Genomic DNA, 23,372 nt, shown 5'->3' on the forward strand with positions numbered 1-23,372 from the left:
TTTTTTTAGGTATTTAGTCTCTTTTTAACGAATGTATGTTCGGTATATAATAAGAACAAACGTTCGATAAAGGGGGATGGACATGCTTTGGTATGAAACAGCAAGTATCACGGAGAAAAAAACCTCAATGAAACGAATTGAGTTTCATTTAAAGAATTTCAAAAATTATCAAGCAGCAATTTTAAATATCGAAAGGCAGCTTGAAAAAAGAAGCCCACATCATCTCGACCACATGACACGGAAAAAGTTAGAAGAGCAAAAAAATCAGTATGAACTCATCGTTGCTTGTATTGAAACGGCATTAAAAGAGTTGGACGAAATAGAGCAGCAGCTCATCGATTACAAATATTTTCGAGATTGGCGGATGGCAAAGTGTGCTATGGAAATTGGCTATAGTGAAAAAACACTCTTTTTGATGAAGCGCCAGCTGATGGATCAGCTGCTCATCAGCTTAGCCGCCATCACCAATATTTAAAGATGCTGTCCTATTTGATAAAACGCAGCAAAGAGACATAAAGATCCGATGATTGTGACCAATAAGTAGACAGCAAGTTGTCCAATTTGCCGCTCATGCAGCATGGCCGCAGCTTCTACACTAAATGTAGAGAAGGTTGTAAAACCACCGAAAAAACCAGTCCCAATGATCATAAGCAGCGGATCATTGTCAGTTACTGCACCTGTCAGTAAACCTAAACCGGCAGCGCCGAGTAAGTTGATGAGAATAATACTATACGGAAAACGAGTATGAAACTTGGTTTTCTGAATCGATTGACTGAGGAAAAATCGAAGGGCACTGCCCATCCCGCCGGCCACAGCTGTATAAAATACAATCATTTATCTGCTTCCTTTCGGCTGCTCATCTTGTTGAAAGAGGCGCTGAGCGGTGATCAGTCCACATAAGGCAGCGCCCACTCCAGCAATCACTGAGAGTACAATGTACATGATACTTGATGTGAACAGTCCATCCTGTAATAAGAGAACCGTTTCTTTAGAAAAAGTGGACATTGTCGTAAAACCACCGCAAAATCCTGTTCCGATCAAAGCAGCAAGATATTTTTTTCCTTTCCGAAACATAAAATAACCTGTTGAAAAGCCAAGAAGCAGACTGCCTGTCATGTTTTCAATCAGTGTTGCATAGGGGAATGTCTGGCTGACAACGGATTGGCTAAGTTCATATCTGCAAAGAGTACCAACCAATCCACCGATAAATACGGCGAGATATGCTTTCATTTACATCATTTCTCCTTTAGAAAAAATGGCGGGTGATCCGTCACCACTCCATCAATGGGGTATGTTTTCATCCTGTCGGCTGTTTTTTGATCTTTCACTGTCCATATAAAGACATCCATTCCAAATGAGTGGATGCGATCAATCCACCATCTGTTGATCATCGTTTTCTTCATATTAAGGCAATCCGCAAAGGAGCTGTACTCCGCTAATTTCCTTTTCGTCAGTTTGAAGGCAGAGGGTTTTATAATAAAAGCTGTTCGAAGAGAAGGGGCGTAAGCTTTGACTCTTTGAAGTGCATTGGCATCAAAAGATTGAACCATGATGTGACGAGAATAGGCAAACCGGTTGATGATGTCGACAACTGCCTTTTCAATCCCAATCTGCCGTTTTGGATGCTTGATCTCAATCAGTATCCCGACACGCTGACTGTATCTTTCAAGAATTTCCTGTAAGGTGGGAATTCGTTCGTTGGCGTACTGAGAATGAAACCAGCTTCCTGCATCCAGTTTCTTCAGCCGATCAAGTGTATAACCTTTCACTAAACCGCTTCCGTTACTCGTTCGATCAACAGTATCATCATGGATGACGGCTACGTGCTGATCCATTGTCAGCTGGACGTCCAACTCAATATAATCCGCACCCTGCTGAACGGCTAAATCAAATGCGGCGATTGTATTTTCTGGGGCAGCGCTTGAAGACCCTCTATGCGCGATAATATACACATGCTCCAGCTCCTGACATAAGTTCTGGTCTTATCATATCAAATTTTTGCAGTTTTTCCTTCTTTACTATATGGTACGAGGGAGAGCTGTATGTAATGGAACATGGCATATGGTGAGTAAGCATCGTGTATGAAAGGTGAAAAGTTGCAGGAATATCCCAAGCTCTTATTGAGTAAATCTGAACTACATCATTTTTTCTTCGATCAATTTTGTCCAAATCGTCAGCGTTCGTCAAAATATTAGTGCTTTCGTCATGTTGACTGAAAATTCTGATGTTTTATAATGATGAAAAGGAGGCGAGATGATTGGGTAAAGGGAGAATTAGAGTGGAAGAACGTATTAAGGCCGAAACGGATGCTGAAATGTTTAAAGCGACTCTCCTTGATCAGGCTCAGAAGAAAAAGTAGTTTGCTGCCCGTCGATATGTCTCTAGCCAAAATTTCATATTTGAACTTCATGCCTCGGGATCAGTCCCGAGGCTTTTTATGTAGAGGTCAGACATTTAAGAGAGGACATGAACGAAGGTTATATTATAAACTAGAGAGGATTGTTTTAAAGGAGAGAGACAGACATGTTTACACAAAAATGGATGGATACATATTTTACAGTAGATATTGCGATCCAAATTGGTATTAGCCTTTGTATTTTATTGCTTTTTTTATTGCTTCGGAAAGTATTTACGAAGTATTTATTTCAGCTTCTGTTTAGGCTGACGAATCGGTCTAAAACGGAGGTCATTAACCAAATTGTTGTGGCATTTGAAAAACCAGCGAGGCTGTTTTTCGTGGCACTTGGTTTATATTTTGCGTTAAGACAGGCACCATACTTTGAGCATCATATGGATGTCATCATTAAATTGTATAGATCTTCTATTATATTGATGCTGACGTGGGGGCTTTGTAATTTAACCGCTGCATCTTCTTTCTTGTTTCAAAAGGTCAATTCGAAATTTGAATTAGATATGGATGATATTTTAGCACCATTTTTATCAAAGGTACTTCGCTTCATTATTATTGCACTGAGTATTAGTGTCATTGCACAAGAATTTAATTATGACGTAAATGGACTTGTGGCAGGTCTCGGTCTAGGTGGTCTAGCCTTTGCGCTCGCCGCTCAGGATACAGTGGCTAACTTTTTTGGAGGGATTGTCATCATTACAGAGAAGCCTTTTACGATGGGCGACTTTGTGGAGACACCAAGTGTTCTTGGGACTGTGGAGGACATTACATTTCGAAGTACAAGGTTTCGAACACCTGCTGAAGCCGTCGTGACCGTTCCGAATTCTACGCTTTCAAAGGAGCCAATCACAAACTGGACAAGAATGAATAAACGTCAGATTACGTTCTCTGTTCGCGTTTCCTACAATACACCAAAGGAAAACATTGATCAGTGTATTAAGCGTCTCAAACAGATGCTTCACGAGCATGATGGTGTGCATAAGGAGACAATCATGGTAAACCTCGATGTACTGGCAGACAGCTATTTGAACTTGTTTTTCAACTTTTACACAAACACGACAGCTTGGTCTGAAAACCTTGATATTAAGCAGGATATTAACTATCGCATCATAGATATTTTCCACGAGGAAGGCGTAGAATTTGCTTTCCCTGGTCAGGCCATTTATATGAAACAAAAAGGTGAGAAGCAGCTGGGTGAATAAAGGAGGAATGGTGCGTGGACCAAACAAAGGTGGATGTGTTAAGAGAGAAATTATCGCAGGCTTCACATATCACAGTACTCTCAGGTGCAGGTATGAGTACAGAATCGGGTATTCCTGATTTTAGATCAACGGGTGGTCTGTGGACAGAAGATACTTCCCGCATGGAGGCGATGAGCCGATCCTACTTTTTATCAAATCCTCATCAATTCTGGCCGAAATTTAAGGAATTGTTTCAGATGAAAATGAGTGGAGAATACGAGCCAAACAGCGGGCACACCTTTTTAGCCAGCCTTGAGAAACAAGGGAAGCATGTGGATATTTTTACCCAAAATATTGACGGTCTTCATAAAAAGGCGGGAAGCCAGCATGTATATGAACTCCATGGCTCCATTCAAACGGCCACTTGTCCATCGTGTCAGGCGGTATATGATCTACCTTATTTATTAAAAGAAGAGGTGCCGGTCTGTCAAAGGGTTTCCTCAGACGGCAGTACGTGTGGACGTGTGCTAAAAACAGATGTTGTCCTATTTGGCGATATGGTCAAACATTTAGACCAAGTGGAAACATCACTTCAGAAAACGGACATGCTCCTCGTCATGGGGACTTCCTTGGAGGTAGCGCCAGCAAGGTATATTCCAGAAGATGCAGCTCATGATCCTTCCATCTTCATGGTGATGATGAATTTGAGTGAAACAGAATTCGATCCGCTTTTTGATCTTGTCTTTCATGAGCGAATTGGCGATCTCGTGAAAGCTTTATAAATCATTAAAAAACCCGCATCCTAAAGGTGCGGGTTTTACTTTATTGCTGCAGCGGCTTCATTGTTTCATCAAGGACTTCAAATGTATAGCCCTTTGCCTTTAGCTGCGTAATTAAGCTGCTTAAGTATTTTGCCGTCGCCGGCTGATCATGCATTAAGATGATTTTTGGTTCTTTTGGATATTTTGTCTCCAGCACTTGCAGCTGATTTAATACCTCTGGTACATATTTTGAGCTTTTATATTTCCAGTCAAGACTGTCAATGGTCCAGTCCCAGTAGACAAAGCCTTTTTGTTTTAAACGTGCTTTTTGCTGATCGGTTAAATTTGGGGTGCTGCCATAAGGTGTTCTCACAAGATGGGTATACTCACCTGTGACAGAAGCCAAAATGCGCTGATCTTCCTTCATCTCGTTAACAGGAGAATCTTTTTTTTGATAAAAGCGTTTCACATCATGGGTGATCCCATGAAGCCCTAATTGATGACCTTCTTGATGGAGTCTTTTCACAGCTGCCGGGTGTTCTTTAATCTGCGGTCCGAGCATAAAGAATGTGGCTTTCACTTGATGCGCTTTTAGCACATCTAACAGCTGATTTGAAGTCGCTGATGGACCATCATCAAAGGTTAAAAAGATCGTTTGATCCGTTATATGTTTATCTGAATTGATCTTAAAATGTGCATCTAATGTTTTCCGAGAAGCATCTTTTGCTTTCATACTAGTGCTTGTGTCTCTAAATTGACTGCTTGCAGATAATTTCGCCGGCTGATCTGCTGCCTGCATATTGGTTTTGGACATATCCCAAATAAAAAAGAGGATCAGTGTCAGGATGACAAAACCAATCGCCTTTGAGAGCAGCATTGTGTTTGAAGGTGTCTGTTTTTTTTTAACCCGTTGCATTACAATCGCTCCAATAAATCAAAAATTTGTGTCGAATCATGTAGTGGATTCTGTCTTTTTTCGCTGTTTTTTGTCGTGTTTATATGGAGTAAGTATACAGGAAAAAAGAGCCTATGAATATAGAAGATGCTAAAAAATTGGAATCTTTTTGGTTATCAATCTATATTTGTTACAATGAAAGGTTATCCATTTCATATGATGTGAAATAATTCTGAATAATCATTGAAACGAACCCATTTATCCGCTAAGATAGCATCAGATTCAACCATTATTGCAAAGCGAAGGGGAGATTCCATATGAAAATATTGTACAATGGAGATTTCATTGAAAAAAAGGATGCACATGTTGATATTGAGGACAGAGGCTATCAATTTGGTGACGGAGTCTATGAGGTCATCCGTGTATACAATGGTACTTTGTTTACGTTAAAGGAACATACAGAGCGTCTGTTCAAGAGTGCAAAGGAAATTGGCATTCATCTGCAAGGTACAGTATCAGATATGGAAGAAAAGTTACAACAGCTCGTCGCTCACAATCAATTAACAGATGGCGGTGTGTATATTCAAGTCACGCGGGGTGTCGCCCCTCGTAAACATCAATATAGTGATTCTCTTACTCCTCAAATCACGGCATATACGTTCCAGGTGAAAAAGCCTGTTCAAGAGCAGAAAGATGGGGCAAAGGCCATTTTATCTGAGGATCTTCGCTGGTTAAGATGTGATATCAAAAGCTTAAACCTTTTATATAACATCATGGAAAAGCAGAAAGCATCTGAAGCTGGTGCGTTTGAAGCAATCCTTGTGAGAGATGGTTTTGTGACCGAGGGAACCTCCTCGAATGTATATGCCGTGATTGATGGCGTGATTCGTACTCACCCTGCAAACAATCTCATTTTAAACGGCATTACTCGTAGAAAGCTGCTGGAGGTATGTGAGGAAGAAGGGTGTACTGTTGAAGAAACTCGTATAAGCAAAGAAGAACTGCTGCGCGCTCAGGAAATCTTCATCAGCTCGACGACAGCTGAAGTCATTCCGATTGTTGAAATAGATGGCGAGCCAGTAGGGGAAGGCGTTCCGGGCAAGCTGACAAAGCGCGTACAGGAAGGCTTCCAGCAAAAAATTAACCATGAAAGTGAAGCATCGATCTCTTCATAAATAAAAAAAGGCTGTAAACTAATGTTTACAGCCTTTTGTGATGCATTTATTTCACAATAAGCACAGGTATATCTGATTTTGTTGATAACTTTTCACTCACACTGCCAAACAGCATTTTTTTCAATCTGCTTTGGTCACGTGCTCCCATGACGATGAGGTCTGCTGATATTTCCTCCGCATATTCGATAATCGCTTCCGCTGGTTCTCCCTCTACAATTTCAATGGCAGCCTCAAACTGCTCCTCATTTAAAAGCATTCTTGCTTCCGCAACGACCTCTTCTGTATGGTCTTCAAAAATCAAGGGACTTTGCTGTTCGTCATGAGGTACATATACAGGGGGTGTTTGAAGATCTGCCGTACCGCCGCCGATATAAGCTCCGCCAGTCATTGGGCGCGGCACATCAAACACCTGTCTGTCTGTTTTGCCATCATGTGCATAGGTAACGGTCAGCTTGGCATGTAAGGTTTTAGCTAAAGCGATTGCCTTTTTTAATGCTTTCTTACTGTCTTCATGTCCATCAAACGCTACGACCATCCGATCAGCTTGAAACAATGTCCTCATTCCTTTCAAAAGGAGTCTTTACACTCATGGTATACCCGTTAATAGAAAAAGATACACATGAAGGAGAATGATTTTTGTTAGAAAATTTCATTTATTGAAAAATATTTATTGACAAAATAGTGACAGCCACTATAAGATAAAAAAAGATTCAAGAGCCAAAAGGAGGAAATGTCATGTGCAACATTGGAAGAATGAAATCAAACTGCATGAATGGGTTGATTCACGTGACAATTACACCTTCATTGGTCATGGAAAAGGAACTCGTCTGTTCCAATTGATCGGATGAATCAAGGCGTATGTTGCGTATTTGTCAACATGCGCCTTTTTACATGACGAAAAGAGGCGTACCAGCCAGCTGGTGGCCTCTTTTTTTGTTGAATTCATTTCGCATTTCGAAATAAAGGGATGAAAAACAACAAGTAAATGAAGAGGAGTGAAAGCATGTGAACATGCCAAAATCAAGACAAATGACAAAAGCTCAAAAAACGAAACAAGGTGACTTGCAGGAAAATTTAGAAAGCGGCTAGCTTGAAAAGGAGAGACAAACATGTTTTCAGTATTTGCGAAATTAGGCTGGTTCTTTAAACAAGAGTGGAGGCGTTATACGATTGCTATTACGCTCCTGCTCATTGTGAATGTGCTTGAAATGCTGCCGCCAAGATACCTTGGCCAGGCAGTTGATGACATTCGTTCTGGTCAATTTACAACATCCAGTATTGTGTTTTATGTGACCATTTTTTGCTTACTAGGTGTCGTCGTCTATACACTTACATATTTTTGGATGTATCAGTTATTTGGCGGCGCAAATGTCATGGAGCGTGTGATGCGTGGGAAACTGATGCGCCACTTGCTTAAGATGACGCCTACCTTTTATGAAAAGAAAAAAACCGGCAACTTAATGGCATTAGGTACAAACGACTTGAATGCTGTGGCCTTAACAACAGGCTTTGGCGTTCTGACCTTGGTTGATTCCACTGCTTATATGCTGATGATCTTCTTTACGATGGGGCTGACGATTAGCTGGAAATTAACCTTAATGGCGATTATTCCTATGCCGCTGATGGCGCTCTTGATTGCGTTTTATGGAAGCAAAATTCATGAGCGCTTTACAGTCGCTCAAGATGCATTTGGTGATATGAACGATCGCGTTCTTGAATCAGTGGCAGGTGTCCGGGTCATTCGGTCTTTTGTGCAGGAGAAACAAGATGTCGAACGCTTTCGAGAAATGACAGATGATGTATTTCAAAAAAACATGCGAGTGGCGATCATTGATTCTTTGTTTGAGCCGACAGTGAAATTACTTGTGGGGATCAGCTACTTAATCGGAATCGGCTACGGAGCCTATCTCGTGTTCCAAAGTGATTTAACCATTGGGGAGCTTGTTGCATTTAACGTCTATCTTGGCATGATGATCTGGCCAATGTTTGCGATCGGCGAATTGATTAATATTATGCAAAGAGGAAATGCGTCGTTAGACCGGTTAAATCATACACTCAGCTACAAGCCGGACGTAACAGATGCTGCTCAGCCGAAAACGTTACAAGAGCCTGGAGATATTGAGTTTGATCATGTGACATTCAGATATCCAACCTCATCTAAAGATAATCTCATTGATGTGTCCTTTACCGTTCGAAAGGGGCAGACGATTGGGATTACAGGCAAAACGGGAAGCGGCAAAACGACCATTGTCAAACAGCTTCTGCGCCAGTACCCGGCAGGTGATGGGCAAATCTTGCTATCAGGTGTTCCGATCCAAGACATTGAATTAGATCAGTTATTTCAATGGATCGGATATGTACCGCAGGATCATATACTTTTCTCAAAAAGCGTGGAACAGAATATGCGCTTTGGTCATCGTGACGCGAAACAAGATGAGTTAGCACAAGCAATCAAAGATGCTTACTTTGAAAAGGATTTACGCCTTTTACCAGAGGGTCTGGAAACTATGGTTGGGGAAAAAGGTGTGGCGCTGTCAGGCGGACAAAAACAGCGAATATCCATTGCACGTGCTTTATTAATTGATCCAGACATTTTAATTCTGGATGACTCATTGTCTGCGGTAGATGCAAAAACAGAAACCGCTATCCTAGAAAATCTAAGGCAAAACCGTCATGGCAAAACGACGTTTATTACAACTCATCGCCTATCAGCTGTTGAACATGCCGATCTCATTCTTGTTATGGAAGAAGGGCGCATTGTCCAAAAGGGCACCCACAACGAGCTCATCCAGCAGGATGGGTGGTACAAAGAACAATTTTTGCGTCAGCAGCTAACAAATCAGCTGGAAGGAGGGGATGAGGCATGACAACAGGAAGAAGACTCCTTGCCTACGCACTCCTATATAAGAAAGTATTGTCTGTTGCCTTAATCTTTCTGATGATTGCAGTTGGTGCTGAGCTGACAGGGCCGTTTATTGGGAAGAAAATGATTGATGATCATATTTTAGGTGTAGAAAAACCGTATGTCGAGGTCAATGAAAAGACAGACAAAACCGTTTATTACCAGGGAAATAACTATATACGAAGCGATCGATTAAATAATGGAATGGATTCTGGAAAGCAAATCAATGTAGTGCAAGTCGGGTTCGGTTACTATTTTGTGAATGAGCCGATTCGTTTTGATGGAAACAGAAAAATATCGGGAGATCAGCTCACCATTGATAATGGGAACGAGCGTGAGACATATGAGGTACAGCGTTTATCAAAAGAGGAGATTTTCGCTTTTTATCAGCCAGAAATCAGTGGTTTGGTGCAGCTTGTTCTATTTTATCTAGGACTGCTCATCGTTGCGATTTTCTTTCAGTATGGGCAGCATTATTTGCTCCAGAGGATTGCAAATCGAATTATTCAAAAAATGAGGGTAGACGTATTTGAGCACATCCAAACGCTGCCGATCCGCTATTTTGATAATTTACCGGCTGGAAAGGTTGTCGCAAGGATAACAAATGACACGGAAACCATTCGTGATTTATATGTAACAGTCCTTGCAAATTTCGTGACAAGTGCTATTTACATGATTGGGATTTACATTGCCATGTTTTTATTAAATGTGAAGCTGGCACTCATCTGTTTGGTCGCTGTACCGATTATTTTCCTATGGTCGATGACTTATAGAAAGTTTGCATCGGTGTACAATCACCGCATTCGTTCGATCATCAGTGAAATCAATGCCAAACTAAATGAAGCCATTCAAGGGATGACAATCATTCAAGCCTTTCGTCATGAAAAAGCGACGCAGGAGGAATTTGATGAGCTGAACAACAATCACTTTCGATATCAGCGAAAGATGCTGCATTTAAATTCACTTCTTTCACATAACTTGGTTAATTTGCTGCGAAATTTAGCATATGTGGCGCTCATTTGGTATTTTGGTGGTGCTTCGCTAAGTGCGACAGGCATTGTGTCCATTGGTGTGCTCTATGCGTTTGTCGATTATTTAAATCGATTGTTCCAGCCGATTACAGGCATTGTGAATCAGTTCTCTAGGTTGGAATTAGCAAGGGTTTCATCAGAAAGGGTTTTCCGATTATTAGATGAACCAGGAACAGAAGTGGAAGAACCTGTTCAGAAGAAGCTGGAGGGACACGTTCAGTTCAAAGATGTCACCTTTGCTTATAATGAAGGGAAAAATGTCTTAAAGAACATTACGTTTGAAGCGAAGAAAGGTCAAACGGTTGCACTTGTGGGGCATACTGGTTCTGGGAAAAGCTCGATCATGAACTTGCTGCTGCGTTTTTATGACATTCAGCAAGGAGACATTCTCATAGATGGCGAAAGCATTTATGATCAGTCGCGTCAAACGCTGCGTAAACAAATGGGCATTGTGCTGCAAGACCCGTATTTATTTTCTGGAACGATTGCCTCCAATGTGAGCTTAGGGAATGAAGACATCAAAAGAGAAACGATTGAATCCTCATTAAAGCAAGTAGGTGCCGCAGAGTTATTGAAGCACCTGCCAGAAGGCTTTGATGAACCAGTCGTTGAAAAGGGAAGCACCCTTTCCTCAGGGGAACGTCAGTTGATTTCATTTGCGCGCGCATTGGCGTACGATCCAGCGATTTTAATTTTAGATGAAGCCACCGCGAACATTGATACAGAAACAGAAGCGATCATTCAGCGGGCGCTTGATGTAGTTAAAGAAGGACGAACAACTTTTGTGATCGCTCACCGATTATCCACTATTAAAAAAGCCGATATGATCTTGGTGTTAGAAAAAGGTGAAATCGTCGAGCGTGGCAGTCATGAACAACTCATGCAGCAAGAAGGGCTGTATGCACAAATGTATGAACTGCAAAAAGGTGCTGTTGCAAACAGCTGATGAAATTATTAATAGAGAAAAGCCTCTTTCAATTGAAAGAGGCTTTTCTCAGTGGAGAAATTAAAGTAACTTTAAGATGAACAGCAAGATGTGTTTTTGTAATTATAAGTATATGAAATATGCGAAATTAGATTCTTAAAAATGGTTAATTAATGAATTTTTATCCATATTTTTTAGTTTTTTTATCCAAAAATATATGAATTTCTCTTATTTGTGATATTATATTCTTGTATCAAAAAAACAGGAGGATTGAATATGAAGAGTAAAAAAAGTTTATTTAAGAATGTCATCTTGATTGCTGCAACAACATTAATTATTTCTGGGTTTAGTGAAGTTGCATCAGCAGCTGAACAAAAAGTACCAAAGAAACAAGTAGTCGAAGCAAAAACTGATTTATCAGCACAAATTCAATCATTTAAGACTGCTAATCAAGTTGGACAAGTTCATGCTTTAGGTAATATTAATTCTTCAGAATATGCTGCAAGGGTTACTCTCAATTTAAGCCAAGTTAGAAAAATGACATCTGCTCAGCGTAATATTTATGATAAGGGCTTTAATAAAAAAGATTACAGTAAGCTAAAAGATGCACTAGGAACAAGTGCAACTGTACTTGGATTGGTATTTGTAACTAGTACACCTGCAGGAGTAGTTGCGGGAGTGTCTGGTTTGCTAACTACTTTAGCTCCTAGTGCTCGTGGCACTCTCAAAAATCTTGTATACAATGGATATTGGCAAATGGGCTATTTAGAAGACTTTTTAACAAAAAATAAAAAATACGACCTTATCGATGTTCAATTGCCTTTCATTGAATACAAAGTAAAAGGAAAAAGAATTAGATTTGTTACTGGAAAAGGTGTAGTAAAAAGAGTTCATTCAAAATCAGGCTGGATCACTCTTTAATTGATTTTTTGGAATTTTCAATTTGATTTATTTTAATACTCATATTAAAAAGCCGAGGTGGAAAAACACCTCGACTTTTTTATTTCCAATTATCGATATGACTGCATCATCAATAAGCGATGCCGACGCGTTGATGTACAAACTCCTTCGAATTTAACTGCTGATATAAAAAGTGTGCGGTATCTTCAACTGAAATTTTCTTTCCATCTATAGGGAGAAAATCTTTCTCATAGCGATATGACCGTGTCACTTCTCCATCTGGTAAATAGGTTGGACAAATAATGGTCCAATCTAGATCAGTCGATTGAAGGATTTCAAACGCTTTCGCATGCTCTTTAGCTGCTCGGGAAGTGGTCCGTCTTGATTCATTTGTTTCAAAACGGTAGAGCTCCGGCTGCTGCCTTGCTTTTAAAATGCCTGCTGTACCAATTGTAATAATTCTTGATGTATTCGTTTGCTTCATGGTTTGTACGATATGCTCCATTGAAACAGATAATGTATCATCTCCATCTGTTGATAGACAGCTCACAACAATATCTGCTCCTTTGATTGTCTCAAGCACATCTTCTCGATTTCTTGAATTGCCGGTGACTTGAAACATACCCGCAAGCATTTCTTCTCGGTTTGTCCGAATCAATGAACGAACCATGTAACGCTCATCTACTTGAACGAAACGAAGAAATGCTTGTCCTACACGTCCATGAGCACCGAAAAGAGCTATTTTCATCTGTTCGATCCCTCCACTACATACTATAAGTGAAAAGAACCCAAATTGGTACAACTTTTATGTGATGCTTTTTTTATAAAGATGAAAGGACCGAATACTATGAGCATATTCACATAATAGAGAGATCCCTACAAATTGTAAAAGTTCAAAGTTCATACCAGAAAAAATGTCCATGAAGATCCGCTCCTTTCTACTACATGATATGAGCTGAAAGGAGTTTGGTGAGGGATAAAAACAAAAAAAGAAGACACCATAAGAGGTGCCTTCTATGATCCAGATATGAAATTAAGCTTTTGTTCCGCCAAGGTTTTGTTGAGCGAAAGACACAAGACGTTTTGTAATTTCTCCACCAACTGAACCGTTAGCACGAGATGTTGTTTCTGCTCCAAGATTTACACCAAATTCAGAAGCGATTTCGTATTTCATTTGATCGATCGCTTGCTCTGCTCCAGGAACTAGTAATTGGTTTGAACTATTAGAATTAGCCATGATGTGATTCTCCTTTTTGTATATGATTTGTTTTTTTGGTTGGGTTTGCTGGAATCGCACCAGCGAAATGATCAAGTCATTTGCCACTTGGCGAAACCCAATGCAGTAACTGCTTTGTACTAAGTATTATGGTTATTTCCGAAAAAAACATACGAAAAAAGAACATGGTAAATGTTGTGTTAACATACAAAAAACCATCACCCAATGATGAGTGATGGTGCTGCTTATATATCTTTTTATTCTGCTGAGCGGATGCGCAGCTCCGTATCCGAATCAAAGAAATGGGCTTTGTTCATATTAATCGCAAGAGGGATAGACTGTCCGGCCTGTACATCGGTTCGAGAATCAACACGTGCAATAAACGATTGACCATCGATAGAAGAATAAAGCATCGTTTCTGCCCCCATTAATTCAGCTACTTCTACGTCAGCATGAATTTTTGTGCCTTCAGACGCCTCTATAAATACTGGTTCATCGTGAAAATCTTCTGGTCTGATGCCTAAAATGACATCCTTTCCAATATAGCCTTGGCTGCGTAATACTTTCATTTTTCCTTCTGGTACACGAATATGAGTTTTTCCAACCGCAATGGCACCGTCAGAGAGCTTTCCTGTAAAAAAGTTCATCGCAGGTGAGCCGATAAATCCACCTACAAACACATTCTCTGGGTTTTCATATACATCTTTCGGCGCTCCTACCTGCTGAATAAAACCATCTTTCATGACAACAAGGCGTGTTGCCATTGTCATGGCTTCAGTCTGATCATGTGTCACATAGATAAATGTTGTTTGCAGACGCTGATGAAGCTTAGAAATTTCAGCACGCATCTGAACACGGAGTTTTGCATCTAAATTAGAAAGCGGCTCATCCAAAAGGAAAACCTTTGCATCACGTACAATCGCTCTGCCAAGTGCAACACGCTGTCTTTGACCGCCAGACAGTGCTTTTGGTTTTCTGTCTAAATATTGCTCAAGCCCTAATATTTTAGCGGCATTTCGAACCCGCTCATCAATTTCTGCTTTCGGAAACTTCCGAAGCTTTAATCCAAAAGCCATATTATCGTATACATTCATATGAGGATATAATGCATAGTTTTGGAAAACCATTGCAATATCCCGGTCTTTCGGCGCTACATCATTCATCCGTTTTCCATCTAACAGAAAGTCTCCTTGTGATATTTCTTCTAGACCTGCAATCATGCGAAGGGTTGTTGATTTTCCGCAGCCTGATGGACCAACAAACACAATAAATTCTTTATCTTCTATATGTAGATTAAAGTTGTCTACTGCTGTTACTTTGTTATCGTATACTTTATAAATTTGATTGAGCATCATTTCAGCCATTAGATGTCAGCCTCCCCAGTCCCTCTTTTTTTGAAAGCGCTTTACTAGTAAATAAAGTGTATAAAATGAGGAAGAGTCTGTAAATGGACAACGTGCACAACATCCTATTTTCATTTTTGGGCAGGGTGCTCATGTCTTCATTCTTTATGAAAGATCGAGTAGAGTCATCATCAAATAAGCAGCGGATGCTTCTGGAAAATGTCGTATATCTAGCCCAGTGCGCTCAATAAATTTATCAATTCGATATTGAAGACTGTTTCTGTGAACATATAACGCTTTTGCTGCCTTGGATGCGTTTAAATTACATTGCATATAAGTCATGAGAGTTCGGTAAACATCCCGGTCAAAGACCGCTTCTTTAAAAGCATCTGAAATAGCATGAGAGAGTGCGGATGCATCATAACAAATGAACGAAGGCAGGCATTGATAAAATGTGGCAGCCCCTGATCTAAGCTTTTCTCGCTGCATATGGTATAAAAATAGCTGTTGTTCATTTAATAACCTCATCTGTAAATGGTCATTTGGCAAATGCAGCTGTCCTTGTATAAAGACTGAGTCTGTTAAAAAATCACTTGTAATAGCCAGAGACAAATCATTTAACTGATCTAATTGACTGTTTTCTGATGTGGCATTTGGTTGAATCAGCATAGCTGTTTCAGGGCCTGTCCATATGAAATGAGTATGTTCGAGGCTGTTATTCACAGCCTCTTTTATTTGCTGTCTTTGTTCTTCTTGATGGATCATTTGAAAATAATAAACACGGACGGGATGTTGGACAGTTAGTGGCTTGTTTTCAAAAAGATAGCTGAACCATTTTTGTTCATCCTCGGTCTGCGCTTTTTGAAATAGATCAATTGGTGTAAGAAAAGAGTTGAGAAGAAGTGTTTCTCTTTCTGAAAGCTCCGATTTGTTTACTCCAAATATTTCGCCTTCGTCTGTTTGATACCAAAGAATTTGTTTGTCATGAGTAGGTGTGCTGATGATATGGTCTCCGTAAACAAGTTTTAATTTTTCTAACATGGCGGGGCTCCTTAAACAGTTTAATCATAGACATGGTACAGCATTAATTCGTGGATTTCTTCTTTTAAAGTTGGCTCAACTTCATGAGGCGGAAGGTGAGAGCCCCATTCAATGTCACCTGTTTTGTGGTAGATGCCTTCATAGTGCGCACCATTGTGGAAAAAGGATATTTTCCAGCCTGGCAATTGTGCTTTCTTAAAAAGGGGTTTCCATTGAAAATGAGAAATCATATCATCATTGCCTCCTTGCTTTTATTGATGAAACAATAAACAAACACGACAACACGGAAACAACCTTGAACTTGATTTTATTGTATCTCATCTCATGAAAAGAGCATAGAAAAAGCATAGATTTATGAGCACTGACATGTGACAAAAAAGCGTCAGTAGACGTTCGCGTGATCTGAAGTGGTGAGTGCCGTTTTTGAAAGGTAAGATGCGTAATCCATGATTCTTTTTCCAATCAGCCATTCTGATTTTTTCAAAGAGACATGCTGGAAAATCTCTCGGCCAGGGCGAGAATTTGCTTCGAACATCCAAATTGCACCTGTTTGATCAATGCCTAAGTCAAAACCGATTTCACCAATATGCCCGGTCATTTTTTTATCTATCACCTGGCTAAGCATGATGGCAGTATGAGAAAGCTGCTGTAAAATCTGCAAACGTTTCTTTTCTTCTGGAAAGACAGCATAAAGTGTTTTCACCGTCCCCCCGTGTAACTGGTGAGTCGTAATGGTATGATCTCCAGAAACCTTTGCTGCTGCTGCTGTGACTGTCCAATCACCTTCTTTATTTTTATTCGTATGAACTCTGAAATCCATCGGTTGATTGTCTATTTGAAGAAGCTCAATGCCTTGTTGTGCAATAAAATCATGAATTGCATGATCCTTTCGCAGCCTTTGAACAAACTGATCTATTGAATCATATGGAATAGAATTTCCGAAATTTGAGAATACAGTGATTCCGTCGTTTTCCTTTTTTAACTGATAAATCCCGTCTCCATGACTTCCGTTTGTCGGTTTTAAGTATATAACTTGATGCAGATGGAGGAGTGTTTCAATTTTACTAAGAGCGTCCACGGGATCTAATTGTACAGAATGTGGGAGAAAGGACCATGTTTTTTCATCTGTTAATAGCTGTTCATGAATCTCCCATTTATTAAAAAAGTAAGGGTTGAACCAAGGGATATCATAGTCTTGGGTGAGCTTTCGCTTCGTTTCTTGAATGAGTGCCGACTGAGCAGCTTTTCTATTTGGAAGCCGGTCATAAATGACTGACGGAAGGGGAAGCTGTTTTTTAACCCATGAATCTTCGTGGTACAACAGTCCTTCTACAATTCCTTTTTCCCAATCAATAGAATGTGACCCAAAAAGATAGGCAAAACCAGGATGCTGCCTGAAAGAGTGCAGCAGTTTGATAAAAAATTCTGATCTCGTTCCTAATGGCTGTGTACTTTGCTCAAAACCTGCAGTGAAAATGCCAACCAACGGCCCTATAAAAAGTGTATGGTCAATGATGATCACATCAGCTTTTGATTGGTAAGGAATCAGTAAACCTCTGTATAGATCTTCAGATAATAAAATTTTATTTGGATGCTGATGATAGGAAATGTTGAAGCCATCTACTAAACGAGACCCTAGAGCAAGAGAATAGATGGCATCTTTCTGTTTATAATGGACGGGAAGATGAATTGTTTTTTCACTTGTAAGGTGTGGGGCGATGATGCAACGCTTTCTGTTCATAAGAAACCTCCTTCGGTTGAGACTTTGTCGATTGCGCATGTTCAAGAATGATACGAATCAATTCGTGTTCCTTCTCAGGATAAACATTTAAAAAAGCGGACCGCCCTGGCTTTGATCTGATATTTGATATGAAAAGTCTGCCTTCACTTGTATGAAGTAAGTCTACTGCGAATTCAAAGCAAGGAGAGTAAGTTTTATCTATATAAGCTGGGATTGATGCCTGAATGGATGCAATATCATCTAAAAGGAGTTCCTTGATGTGTGGCTGCAATGTATTTAGATAGTGTTCAAAGCCTATCACAGGAGCTGATTTTTGTGTATAACTTAAAAGACAATTTTCTGCAGGTGATTTTGTGTGAATTCCCATGCGTTTCCATTGATTTTGTGAATCTTTCATAAGGAAAATCTTGATTTCATTGAATAAAATTTCTTTTTGATCATTCGTGTTGAAAAATTGAAGGAAATACCGACCTGCATATTTTTTGCACCAGCGCTCCAGCTCTGACGTACGAGAAAATGTAATGGTTTGATTGGAACTTAGTTGAACAGTAAATGTTGATTTGCCATCAAAGGAAATGAAGTAAGTAGATGCTGCATGCTGAGGGGAGAGAGGCTGCATTCTACAATAACCGCCAGCACCGTACTCCCTTACCATATTGATCAGGTCTGAGGGCTCTTTTAATAAAAAGCAGCCAGGTAAATATGGCTGTAAAGCAGAGAGGAGACGGAGCTGCTCAAATAGCACCATTTTATTTGAAATGCCGGTATTCAAAAAAACTGTTTTTGGATATTTTTTTAGCCATTCCATGATGGGTTTTGCTTTTTTAGATTGTGCGTCATGCCGGTAAAGACATCGGTCATAAATCAAGTCGGGAATCGGAAATTGTGCGTCGGCAAACCCTTGGCCATTCGTATATGCTTGGCCTTGTATCAAATTTGAAGCCGGCTTTAAATCAAATGGTGTAAAACGAACAACCTCTAAACGATAAGAAGAGGCAGCTTTGGCGAGCTGCCGTGTGAATGCCTCTTCATACTGCGGAGAAAGGCTCGCAATACCTAATGTTGTCATTAAAAAACACCTTCTTTTCAACTTCTTTTTTTACCATCAAAAAACATTTTTTTATGATTTTACATAAAGCTTACGCTCCTTTATCATTACGACAGATCGCTTGATCATATGTCTCGCTGCATGCTTCATTTGCTTGGGAACTTGACAACAACTATAATACGTATAGATCAAAACAATAAACCTCGGGTGTTGTTTGAAAGGTAGATGACGACTTTGAATATATTCACAACGTTTATCTTTATGATTGTTATCGGCGCAGTCATAGGAGCAGCGACAAACCATCTTGCAATTAAAATGCTTTTTCGGCCTTATAAGCCATATTACTTATTCGGAAAACAGCTTCCATTTACACCAGGGCTTATTCCTAAAAGAAGAGACGAAGTAGCCAAGCAGGTTGGTGTCATGGTTATGGAGCATTTGCTCACGCCAGAAGGTATTCAAAGGCGATTTGAATCATCGGAGGCAAAGCAGGAGATCCTGCGTACATTCCATCGATATATTGACAAAGGCGCAAATATGGAGATCACCGTATTCTCACTGCTAGAAAAATTCGGCTTTTCACAGGCTGATGTCAAAGCAGATAGATGGCTCCATCAGTGGTCTGACCAGAAGCTCGCTTCATTGCTTGAAACATATAACGAGCAAACTTTATCTGAATTGCTCCCGGTAGAAGTGGAAACCAAAATATCATCAAAAATTCCAGATGCAGCAGATTATATTTTAAAGAGAGGCATTCATTATTTTGAAAGTGATGAAGGCAAAGCCAGGCTTGGCAATATGATTGATGATTTCTTAAAAGAACGGGGAATGCTTGGCAGTATGGTCCAAATGTTTCTAGGGAATTCAAGCTTAATTGACCGTGTGCATCCAGAAATTATCAAGTTCTTAAGAAATGCAGAAACAAAAAGATTTTTAGCAGATTTACTTGTTCAAGAATGGGACAAGGTGAAGCTATTTTCTCTTCATGAGCTTGATGAAAAATGGAATGTGAAGGAACTTATTTTTAGTGTGAAAAATCAATTGCTTTCTCATTTCTCTACAAAGCTGATATTAGACAAAACAGTTGGAACATATGTCAGTGCTGTAGCGGATGACCTTAAAACACATTTTGCGCCAGTGTTGATTGATAAGGGGATTGAAGCGGCTTCAAATGCTTTAGAGAGTCTGCTTGCAAAGCTGCAATTTGAAGATATCATTCGTGAACAAATTGAACTTTTCCCGCTTGAAAAAATGGAAGAGCTTGTAGTCAGCATCTCTAATAAGGAGCTGAAGATGATCACATTTCTAGGCGGTCTTTTAGGCGGGATGATTGGTGCTATCCAGGCTGTTTTTGTGGCGATATTCTAAGACAAGCTATAGAAAATTTAATGAATTCATTGTATATATGTGAAACGAAAGCCATAGTTTGTTATAGTGGAGTGGTGTCCGCCGATCATATCGGTGATAACGGATAGAAAGGAGACATAACATGTCTGTAAATCTTTATGATGTTGCATATGACCTTGAAAAAGCATTGCGTCATAGCGAAGAATATTCAACTTTAAGAAATCTTTATGATGAGGTAAACGCGGATGAGTCCTCTAAAAGAATGTTTGAGAACTTCCGTGACATTCAAGTAAACCTTCAACAAAAACAAATGACTGGTCAAGAGATCACACAAGAAGAAGTGGAGCAAGCTCAAAAAACAGTTGCTCTTGTTCAGCAGCACGACAAAATCTCTCAGTTGATGGAAGCAGAACAACGTGTGAGTATTCTTATCGGTGAATTAAATAAAATTATCATGAAGCCACTTGAAGAGCTTTATGGGAATCCAGAAGAAAACTAATGGAAAGGGCGATGTCATTCGCCCTTTTTTGTTTTATCTTTTCTCCTCAATATCTTTTAAAAAAAGGTTGTCGAAGCACATAAATTCTGCGATAATACTTATATTGAAAGTGCTTTCAAAAGGCGCTCTCAAGGGACAATTGGGTGCGTTTCACTTGGGATTTATGGCGTTGAGCCAAATGAGAGAGAAGCGCTTCTGGGAGAAACGCAAAGCATCATAAGGGGATCTGATATAAGCAATGCTTTGGTGTGTAAATGATAAGGGGATCATGGGGAGCTTCATCACTCCATTGTAACGCATCCAAACCATACATAAAAAAAAGCCTAGGGGTAGGCTTTTTTTATTTATCCATCTATTCATAACCTGGGGCTCTTTCAACTGCATGTTCTAAAGCACCAAGCTAGGGCATATCCTCATCGTAAGTACAGTCATCAAGAAGGGGGATGCCTCAGTGTCAAAAAAACTACTTGCACTCAATATAGATGGGACGTTACTCCGTTCCAATGGTAAAATCCATTCTGCTACAAAAGAAGCTGTGGAATATGTAAAGAAAAAAGGGGTTTACGTGACGATTGTCACCAACCGGCATTTTCGTTCCGCTCAAAAAATTGCCAAGGCGTTGAAGATTCCAACATCAACCCTTGTGACGCATAGTGGTGCATTTATCGCCGATAAACTCGATGAGCCGCTTCATGTGAAAAAATTAACGGAAGAAAAGACATTTAATCTTGTGCAAATCCTTGAAAGCTTCGATTGTAATGTCCGCTTGCTGCATGAAAAATTCTCGATCGGCAACCGGAAAAAAACGCAGTCTCAGCTGATGGGAAAGACGCTCATTCATCCGTCTGATCCCATTTTCTATCCCGTCCAATTTGTTGAATCGTTAAGTGATATGCTGATGGATGAACCAGTCAGTACACCAGTGATTGAAGTATATTCGACCGCGGAGCTTCAGCCTGAGATTCACAGGACCATTCAACAAGCATTCCCATCTGTTGATCTTATTAGGATCAGTGATGAGAAAATGAATATTGTATGCAAAGGGGTTTCGAAGGAAGCGGGACTTTCTCTTTTAACCTCTGCACTCGGTTTTACTTTAGAAGATACGGTTGTCATTGGTCATGGAACAGATGACATTCCAATGCTTGAATTGGCTGGTTTAGGCGTTGCTATGGGAAATGCCCCCAATGATGTCAAGCGTAAAGCCGATTGGGTGACACGCTCGCATGATGAACAGGGTGTGGCTTATATGATCAAGGAATACTTTAGAATGCAGCAAAGAGAAGGTTTTTTACATCAATTTGATATTAAGAGATAATACAGTGAAGGCCCTGTCAATCAAGAAATGACAGGGCCTTCGTCTGTTCCCTTCATTGCTTTTCCTACATGAATTTTGTAAAATGAAACAAGTTTGAAGATAAAGGTGATATGATGCGAATTTTAATTAAAGGGCTGTCAGATGAACGATTTCATCGCCCGCTTGTCAATATAGCCAATTTATTTGAAGAAGATAGTGAAGTGATGTTTGAACCAAGTGAACTGGATGATGGTTTGATCATGGTATTTAGCTGGAAGGAAGAAAATGGCATGGTGGAAGCATCTGGTCATATCGATGGATCAGACATCACCAGTCGTTTTTCGCGGGATGTCCCAGAGAGCTTGAACGATAAGGAGCGCTGGAAACAAATCAAAAACACAGTGCTGTCTGTTTATTTACACTTGCTTCAGGAGCACACAGGAATGACACAAAAGTGGGGGATTCTCACAGGAATACGTCCGACGAAATTGCTCCATAAGATGCTGAGAGAAGGCATGTCAAAGGAAAATGCACATGCGGCATTAAAGCGTGATTACTTGATTCATGATGAAAAAATCAATTTGATGCAGGAAATCGTCGACCGTCAGCTTAAAGCCATTCCAGATCTGTATGACCTTCAGCAGGAAGTGAGTATTTATATTGGCATTCCTTTCTGCCCCACAAAATGTGCTTACTGCACGTTCCCTGCTTACGCCATTAAAGGACAAGCTGGCAGAGTGGGAACGTTTTTGTTTGGTCTGCATTATGAAATGCAAAAAATGGGCGCATGGCTAAAAGAACATGGGATCAAAGTGACGACCGTTTACTTTGGCGGAGGCACGCCAACGAGCATCACAGCGGAAGAAATGGACTTGCTGTATGAAGAAATGTATCGCTCGTTCCCAGACGTGAAGCATATACGGGAAGTGACTGTCGAAGCAGGGCGTCCTGATACGATTTCGCCTGATAAGCTAGAGGTGCTAAACCGCTACAATATTGACCGGATTAGCATTAACCCGCAATCGTATGAGAATGAAACACTAAAGGCTATTGGCAGGCATCATAGTGTGGAAGAAACGATTGAAAAGTATCACTTATCAAGACAGTACGGCATGAATAATATCAATATGGACTTAATCATTGGATTGCCGGGAGAAGGGCTCAAAGAATTTCAGCACTCCTTGCAGCAGACTGAAGAGCTCAAGCCTGAATCTTTAACCGTGCATACACTCTCCTTTAAAAGAGCATCTGAAATGACGCGCAATAAGGAGAAATACCAAGTAGCAGACCGAGAAGAAATCACGCGTATGATGGATGAAGCGGTCTCTTGGACGAAAGCACATCAATATCACCCGTATTATTTATATAGACAAAAAAATATTTTGGGAAATCTCGAAAATGTCGGGTATTCATTAGATGGACAGGAAAGTTTGTATAATATCATTATCATGGAAGAAGTACAGACAATCATTGGCATTGGATGCGGTGCAGCAAGTAAATTCATTGATCCAAGATCAGGAAAAATTACGCAGTATGCCAATCCAAAAGATCCAAAATCGTATAATGACCGGTATGAACACTATACAGAAGAGAAAATTCAATTCCTTGAATCATTATTTGTTTCTCACGTTTAAACACTGCGATGACGCAGTGTTTTTTT

24 protein-coding genes are annotated in these 23,372 nt (G+C 40.0%); 12 read left to right on the top strand and 12 right to left on the bottom strand.

Features of this window, described 5'->3' with window-relative positions; translation table 11 throughout:
* The first annotated feature begins 82 nt into the window (after positions 1–82).
* Positions 83–475 carry a hypothetical protein gene (locus H7F25_RS03135; RefSeq protein WP_024425732.1) on the top strand — a complete coding sequence of 131 codons (393 nt, stop codon included), beginning with the start codon at positions 83–85 and terminating at the stop codon, positions 473–475.
* Here H7F25_RS03135 and crcB (H7F25_RS03140) read toward each other — a convergent pair.
* Genes crcB (H7F25_RS03140) through H7F25_RS03150 form a run of 3 tightly spaced genes read right to left on the bottom strand, consistent with a single transcriptional unit; the run spans position 472 to position 1,952 of the window.
* Complete coding sequence (crcB, locus tag H7F25_RS03140; RefSeq protein ID WP_044333775.1) at positions 472–834, bottom strand: fluoride efflux transporter CrcB; 363 nt, start codon at positions 832–834, stop codon at positions 472–474. The two genes, H7F25_RS03135 and crcB (H7F25_RS03140), sit on opposite strands and share 4 nt — an antisense overlap.
* The gene (gene crcB, locus H7F25_RS03145; RefSeq protein ID WP_044333773.1) at positions 835–1,230 is read right to left on the bottom strand and encodes a fluoride efflux transporter CrcB; all 396 of its coding nucleotides are present in this window, start codon (positions 1,228–1,230) and stop codon (positions 835–837) included.
* A gap of 5 nt (positions 1,231–1,235) precedes the next feature.
* Entirely contained in the window at positions 1,236–1,952 is a 717-nt protein-coding gene (locus H7F25_RS03150) for a glycerophosphodiester phosphodiesterase (RefSeq protein WP_073204510.1), read from the bottom strand.
* A 305-nt stretch (positions 1,953–2,257) separates the two neighbouring features.
* Here H7F25_RS03150 and H7F25_RS03155 point away from each other — a divergent pair, with 305 nt between their 5' ends.
* From H7F25_RS03155 to H7F25_RS03165, 3 genes are all read left to right on the top strand, one after another.
* Entirely contained in the window at positions 2,258–2,359 is a 102-nt protein-coding gene (locus H7F25_RS03155; protein ID WP_017360338.1) for a YhdX family protein, read from the top strand.
* Between the two features lie 164 nt (positions 2,360–2,523).
* Complete coding sequence (locus tag H7F25_RS03160) at positions 2,524–3,612, top strand: mechanosensitive ion channel family protein (RefSeq protein ID WP_024425736.1); 1,089 nt, start codon at positions 2,524–2,526, stop codon at positions 3,610–3,612.
* 29 nt (positions 3,613–3,641) lie between these two features.
* The gene (locus H7F25_RS03165; protein WP_370880876.1) at positions 3,642–4,373 is read left to right on the top strand and encodes an NAD-dependent protein deacylase; all 732 of its coding nucleotides are present in this window, start codon (positions 3,642–3,644) and stop codon (positions 4,371–4,373) included.
* A 40-nt stretch (positions 4,374–4,413) separates the two neighbouring features.
* Here the strand turns inward: H7F25_RS03165 and H7F25_RS03170 are convergent, their stop codons facing one another.
* On the bottom strand, positions 4,414–5,268 hold the full coding sequence (locus tag H7F25_RS03170; RefSeq protein WP_024425738.1) for a polysaccharide deacetylase family protein: 855 nt from the start codon (positions 5,266–5,268) through the stop codon (positions 4,414–4,416).
* A 296-nt stretch (positions 5,269–5,564) separates the two neighbouring features.
* Here H7F25_RS03170 and dat point away from each other — a divergent pair, with 296 nt between their 5' ends.
* Positions 5,565–6,422, top strand: coding sequence for a D-amino-acid transaminase (gene dat / locus H7F25_RS03175; protein ID WP_185854207.1), 858 nt, complete (start codon positions 5,565–5,567; stop codon positions 6,420–6,422).
* A 46-nt stretch (positions 6,423–6,468) separates the two neighbouring features.
* Here dat and H7F25_RS03180 read toward each other — a convergent pair whose 3' ends face one another.
* Entirely contained in the window at positions 6,469–6,975 is a 507-nt protein-coding gene (locus H7F25_RS03180; RefSeq protein WP_024425740.1) for a universal stress protein, read from the bottom strand.
* A 556-nt stretch (positions 6,976–7,531) separates the two neighbouring features.
* Here H7F25_RS03180 and H7F25_RS03185 point away from each other — a divergent pair.
* From H7F25_RS03185 to H7F25_RS03195, 3 genes are all read left to right on the top strand, one after another.
* Complete coding sequence (locus H7F25_RS03185) at positions 7,532–9,289, top strand: multidrug ABC transporter ATP-binding protein BmrC (RefSeq protein ID WP_034282232.1); 1,758 nt, start codon at positions 7,532–7,534, stop codon at positions 9,287–9,289.
* The gene (locus H7F25_RS03190) at positions 9,286–11,301 is read left to right on the top strand and encodes an ABC transporter ATP-binding protein (RefSeq protein WP_111927066.1); all 2,016 of its coding nucleotides are present in this window, start codon (positions 9,286–9,288) and stop codon (positions 11,299–11,301) included. Before H7F25_RS03185 ends, H7F25_RS03190 begins: the two co-directional genes overlap by 4 nt.
* A gap of 255 nt (positions 11,302–11,556) precedes the next feature.
* Complete coding sequence (locus H7F25_RS03195) at positions 11,557–12,201, top strand: hypothetical protein (RefSeq protein WP_144470041.1); 645 nt, start codon at positions 11,557–11,559, stop codon at positions 12,199–12,201.
* Between the two features lie 109 nt (positions 12,202–12,310).
* Here the strand turns inward: H7F25_RS03195 and H7F25_RS03200 are convergent, their stop codons facing one another.
* The 7 genes from H7F25_RS03200 to H7F25_RS03230 all read right to left on the bottom strand — a co-directional run bounded on the left by H7F25_RS03200 (position 12,311) and on the right by H7F25_RS03230 (position 18,590).
* Entirely contained in the window at positions 12,311–12,928 is a 618-nt protein-coding gene (locus H7F25_RS03200) for an NAD(P)-dependent oxidoreductase (RefSeq protein WP_185854208.1), read from the bottom strand.
* A 285-nt stretch (positions 12,929–13,213) separates the two neighbouring features.
* Positions 13,214–13,417 carry an alpha/beta-type small acid-soluble spore protein gene (locus H7F25_RS03205; RefSeq protein WP_024425744.1) on the bottom strand — a complete coding sequence of 68 codons (204 nt, stop codon included), beginning with the start codon at positions 13,415–13,417 and terminating at the stop codon, positions 13,214–13,216.
* 236 nt (positions 13,418–13,653) lie between these two features.
* Positions 13,654–14,760 (bottom strand): ABC transporter ATP-binding protein, encoded by a 1,107-nt coding sequence (locus H7F25_RS03210; RefSeq protein WP_024425745.1) that lies wholly within the window; start codon positions 14,758–14,760, stop codon positions 13,654–13,656.
* A 144-nt stretch (positions 14,761–14,904) separates the two neighbouring features.
* On the bottom strand, positions 14,905–15,780 hold the full coding sequence (locus H7F25_RS03215) for a helix-turn-helix domain-containing protein (protein ID WP_024426580.1): 876 nt from the start codon (positions 15,778–15,780) through the stop codon (positions 14,905–14,907).
* A 20-nt stretch (positions 15,781–15,800) separates the two neighbouring features.
* Complete coding sequence (locus H7F25_RS03220) at positions 15,801–16,010, bottom strand: YheE family protein (protein WP_151039230.1); 210 nt, start codon at positions 16,008–16,010, stop codon at positions 15,801–15,803.
* A 152-nt stretch (positions 16,011–16,162) separates the two neighbouring features.
* Positions 16,163–17,521, bottom strand: coding sequence for a YheC/YheD family endospore coat-associated protein (locus H7F25_RS03225; protein WP_151039232.1), 1,359 nt, complete (start codon positions 17,519–17,521; stop codon positions 16,163–16,165).
* A complete protein-coding gene (locus tag H7F25_RS03230; protein ID WP_151039233.1) occupies positions 17,478–18,590 on the bottom strand; it encodes a YheC/YheD family protein in 1,113 nt (370 codons plus the stop codon). The genes H7F25_RS03225 and H7F25_RS03230 overlap by 44 nt, the downstream gene beginning before the upstream one ends.
* A 213-nt stretch (positions 18,591–18,803) precedes the next feature.
* Here H7F25_RS03230 and H7F25_RS03235 point away from each other — a divergent pair, with 213 nt between their 5' ends.
* The 4 genes from H7F25_RS03235 to H7F25_RS03250 all read left to right on the top strand — a co-directional run bounded on the left by H7F25_RS03235 (position 18,804) and on the right by H7F25_RS03250 (position 23,346).
* Entirely contained in the window at positions 18,804–19,937 is a 1,134-nt protein-coding gene (locus H7F25_RS03235) for a DUF445 domain-containing protein (protein ID WP_151039234.1), read from the top strand.
* A gap of 121 nt (positions 19,938–20,058) precedes the next feature.
* Positions 20,059–20,415, top strand: a complete 357-nt coding sequence (locus tag H7F25_RS03240; protein ID WP_151039235.1) for a YlbF/YmcA family competence regulator — start codon at positions 20,059–20,061, stop codon at positions 20,413–20,415.
* A 451-nt stretch (positions 20,416–20,866) separates the two neighbouring features.
* Complete coding sequence (locus H7F25_RS03245) at positions 20,867–21,733, top strand: Cof-type HAD-IIB family hydrolase (RefSeq protein WP_039177545.1); 867 nt, start codon at positions 20,867–20,869, stop codon at positions 21,731–21,733.
* A gap of 113 nt (positions 21,734–21,846) precedes the next feature.
* Positions 21,847–23,346, top strand: a complete 1,500-nt coding sequence (locus tag H7F25_RS03250; RefSeq protein WP_103132125.1) for a coproporphyrinogen III oxidase — start codon at positions 21,847–21,849, stop codon at positions 23,344–23,346.
* The last annotated feature ends 26 nt before the right edge of the window (positions 23,347–23,372 follow it).

Source organism: Bacillus sp. PAMC28571 (assembly GCF_014250435.1).
Classification (GTDB): Bacteria; Bacillota; Bacilli; order Bacillales; family Bacillaceae; genus Bacillus; species Bacillus safensis.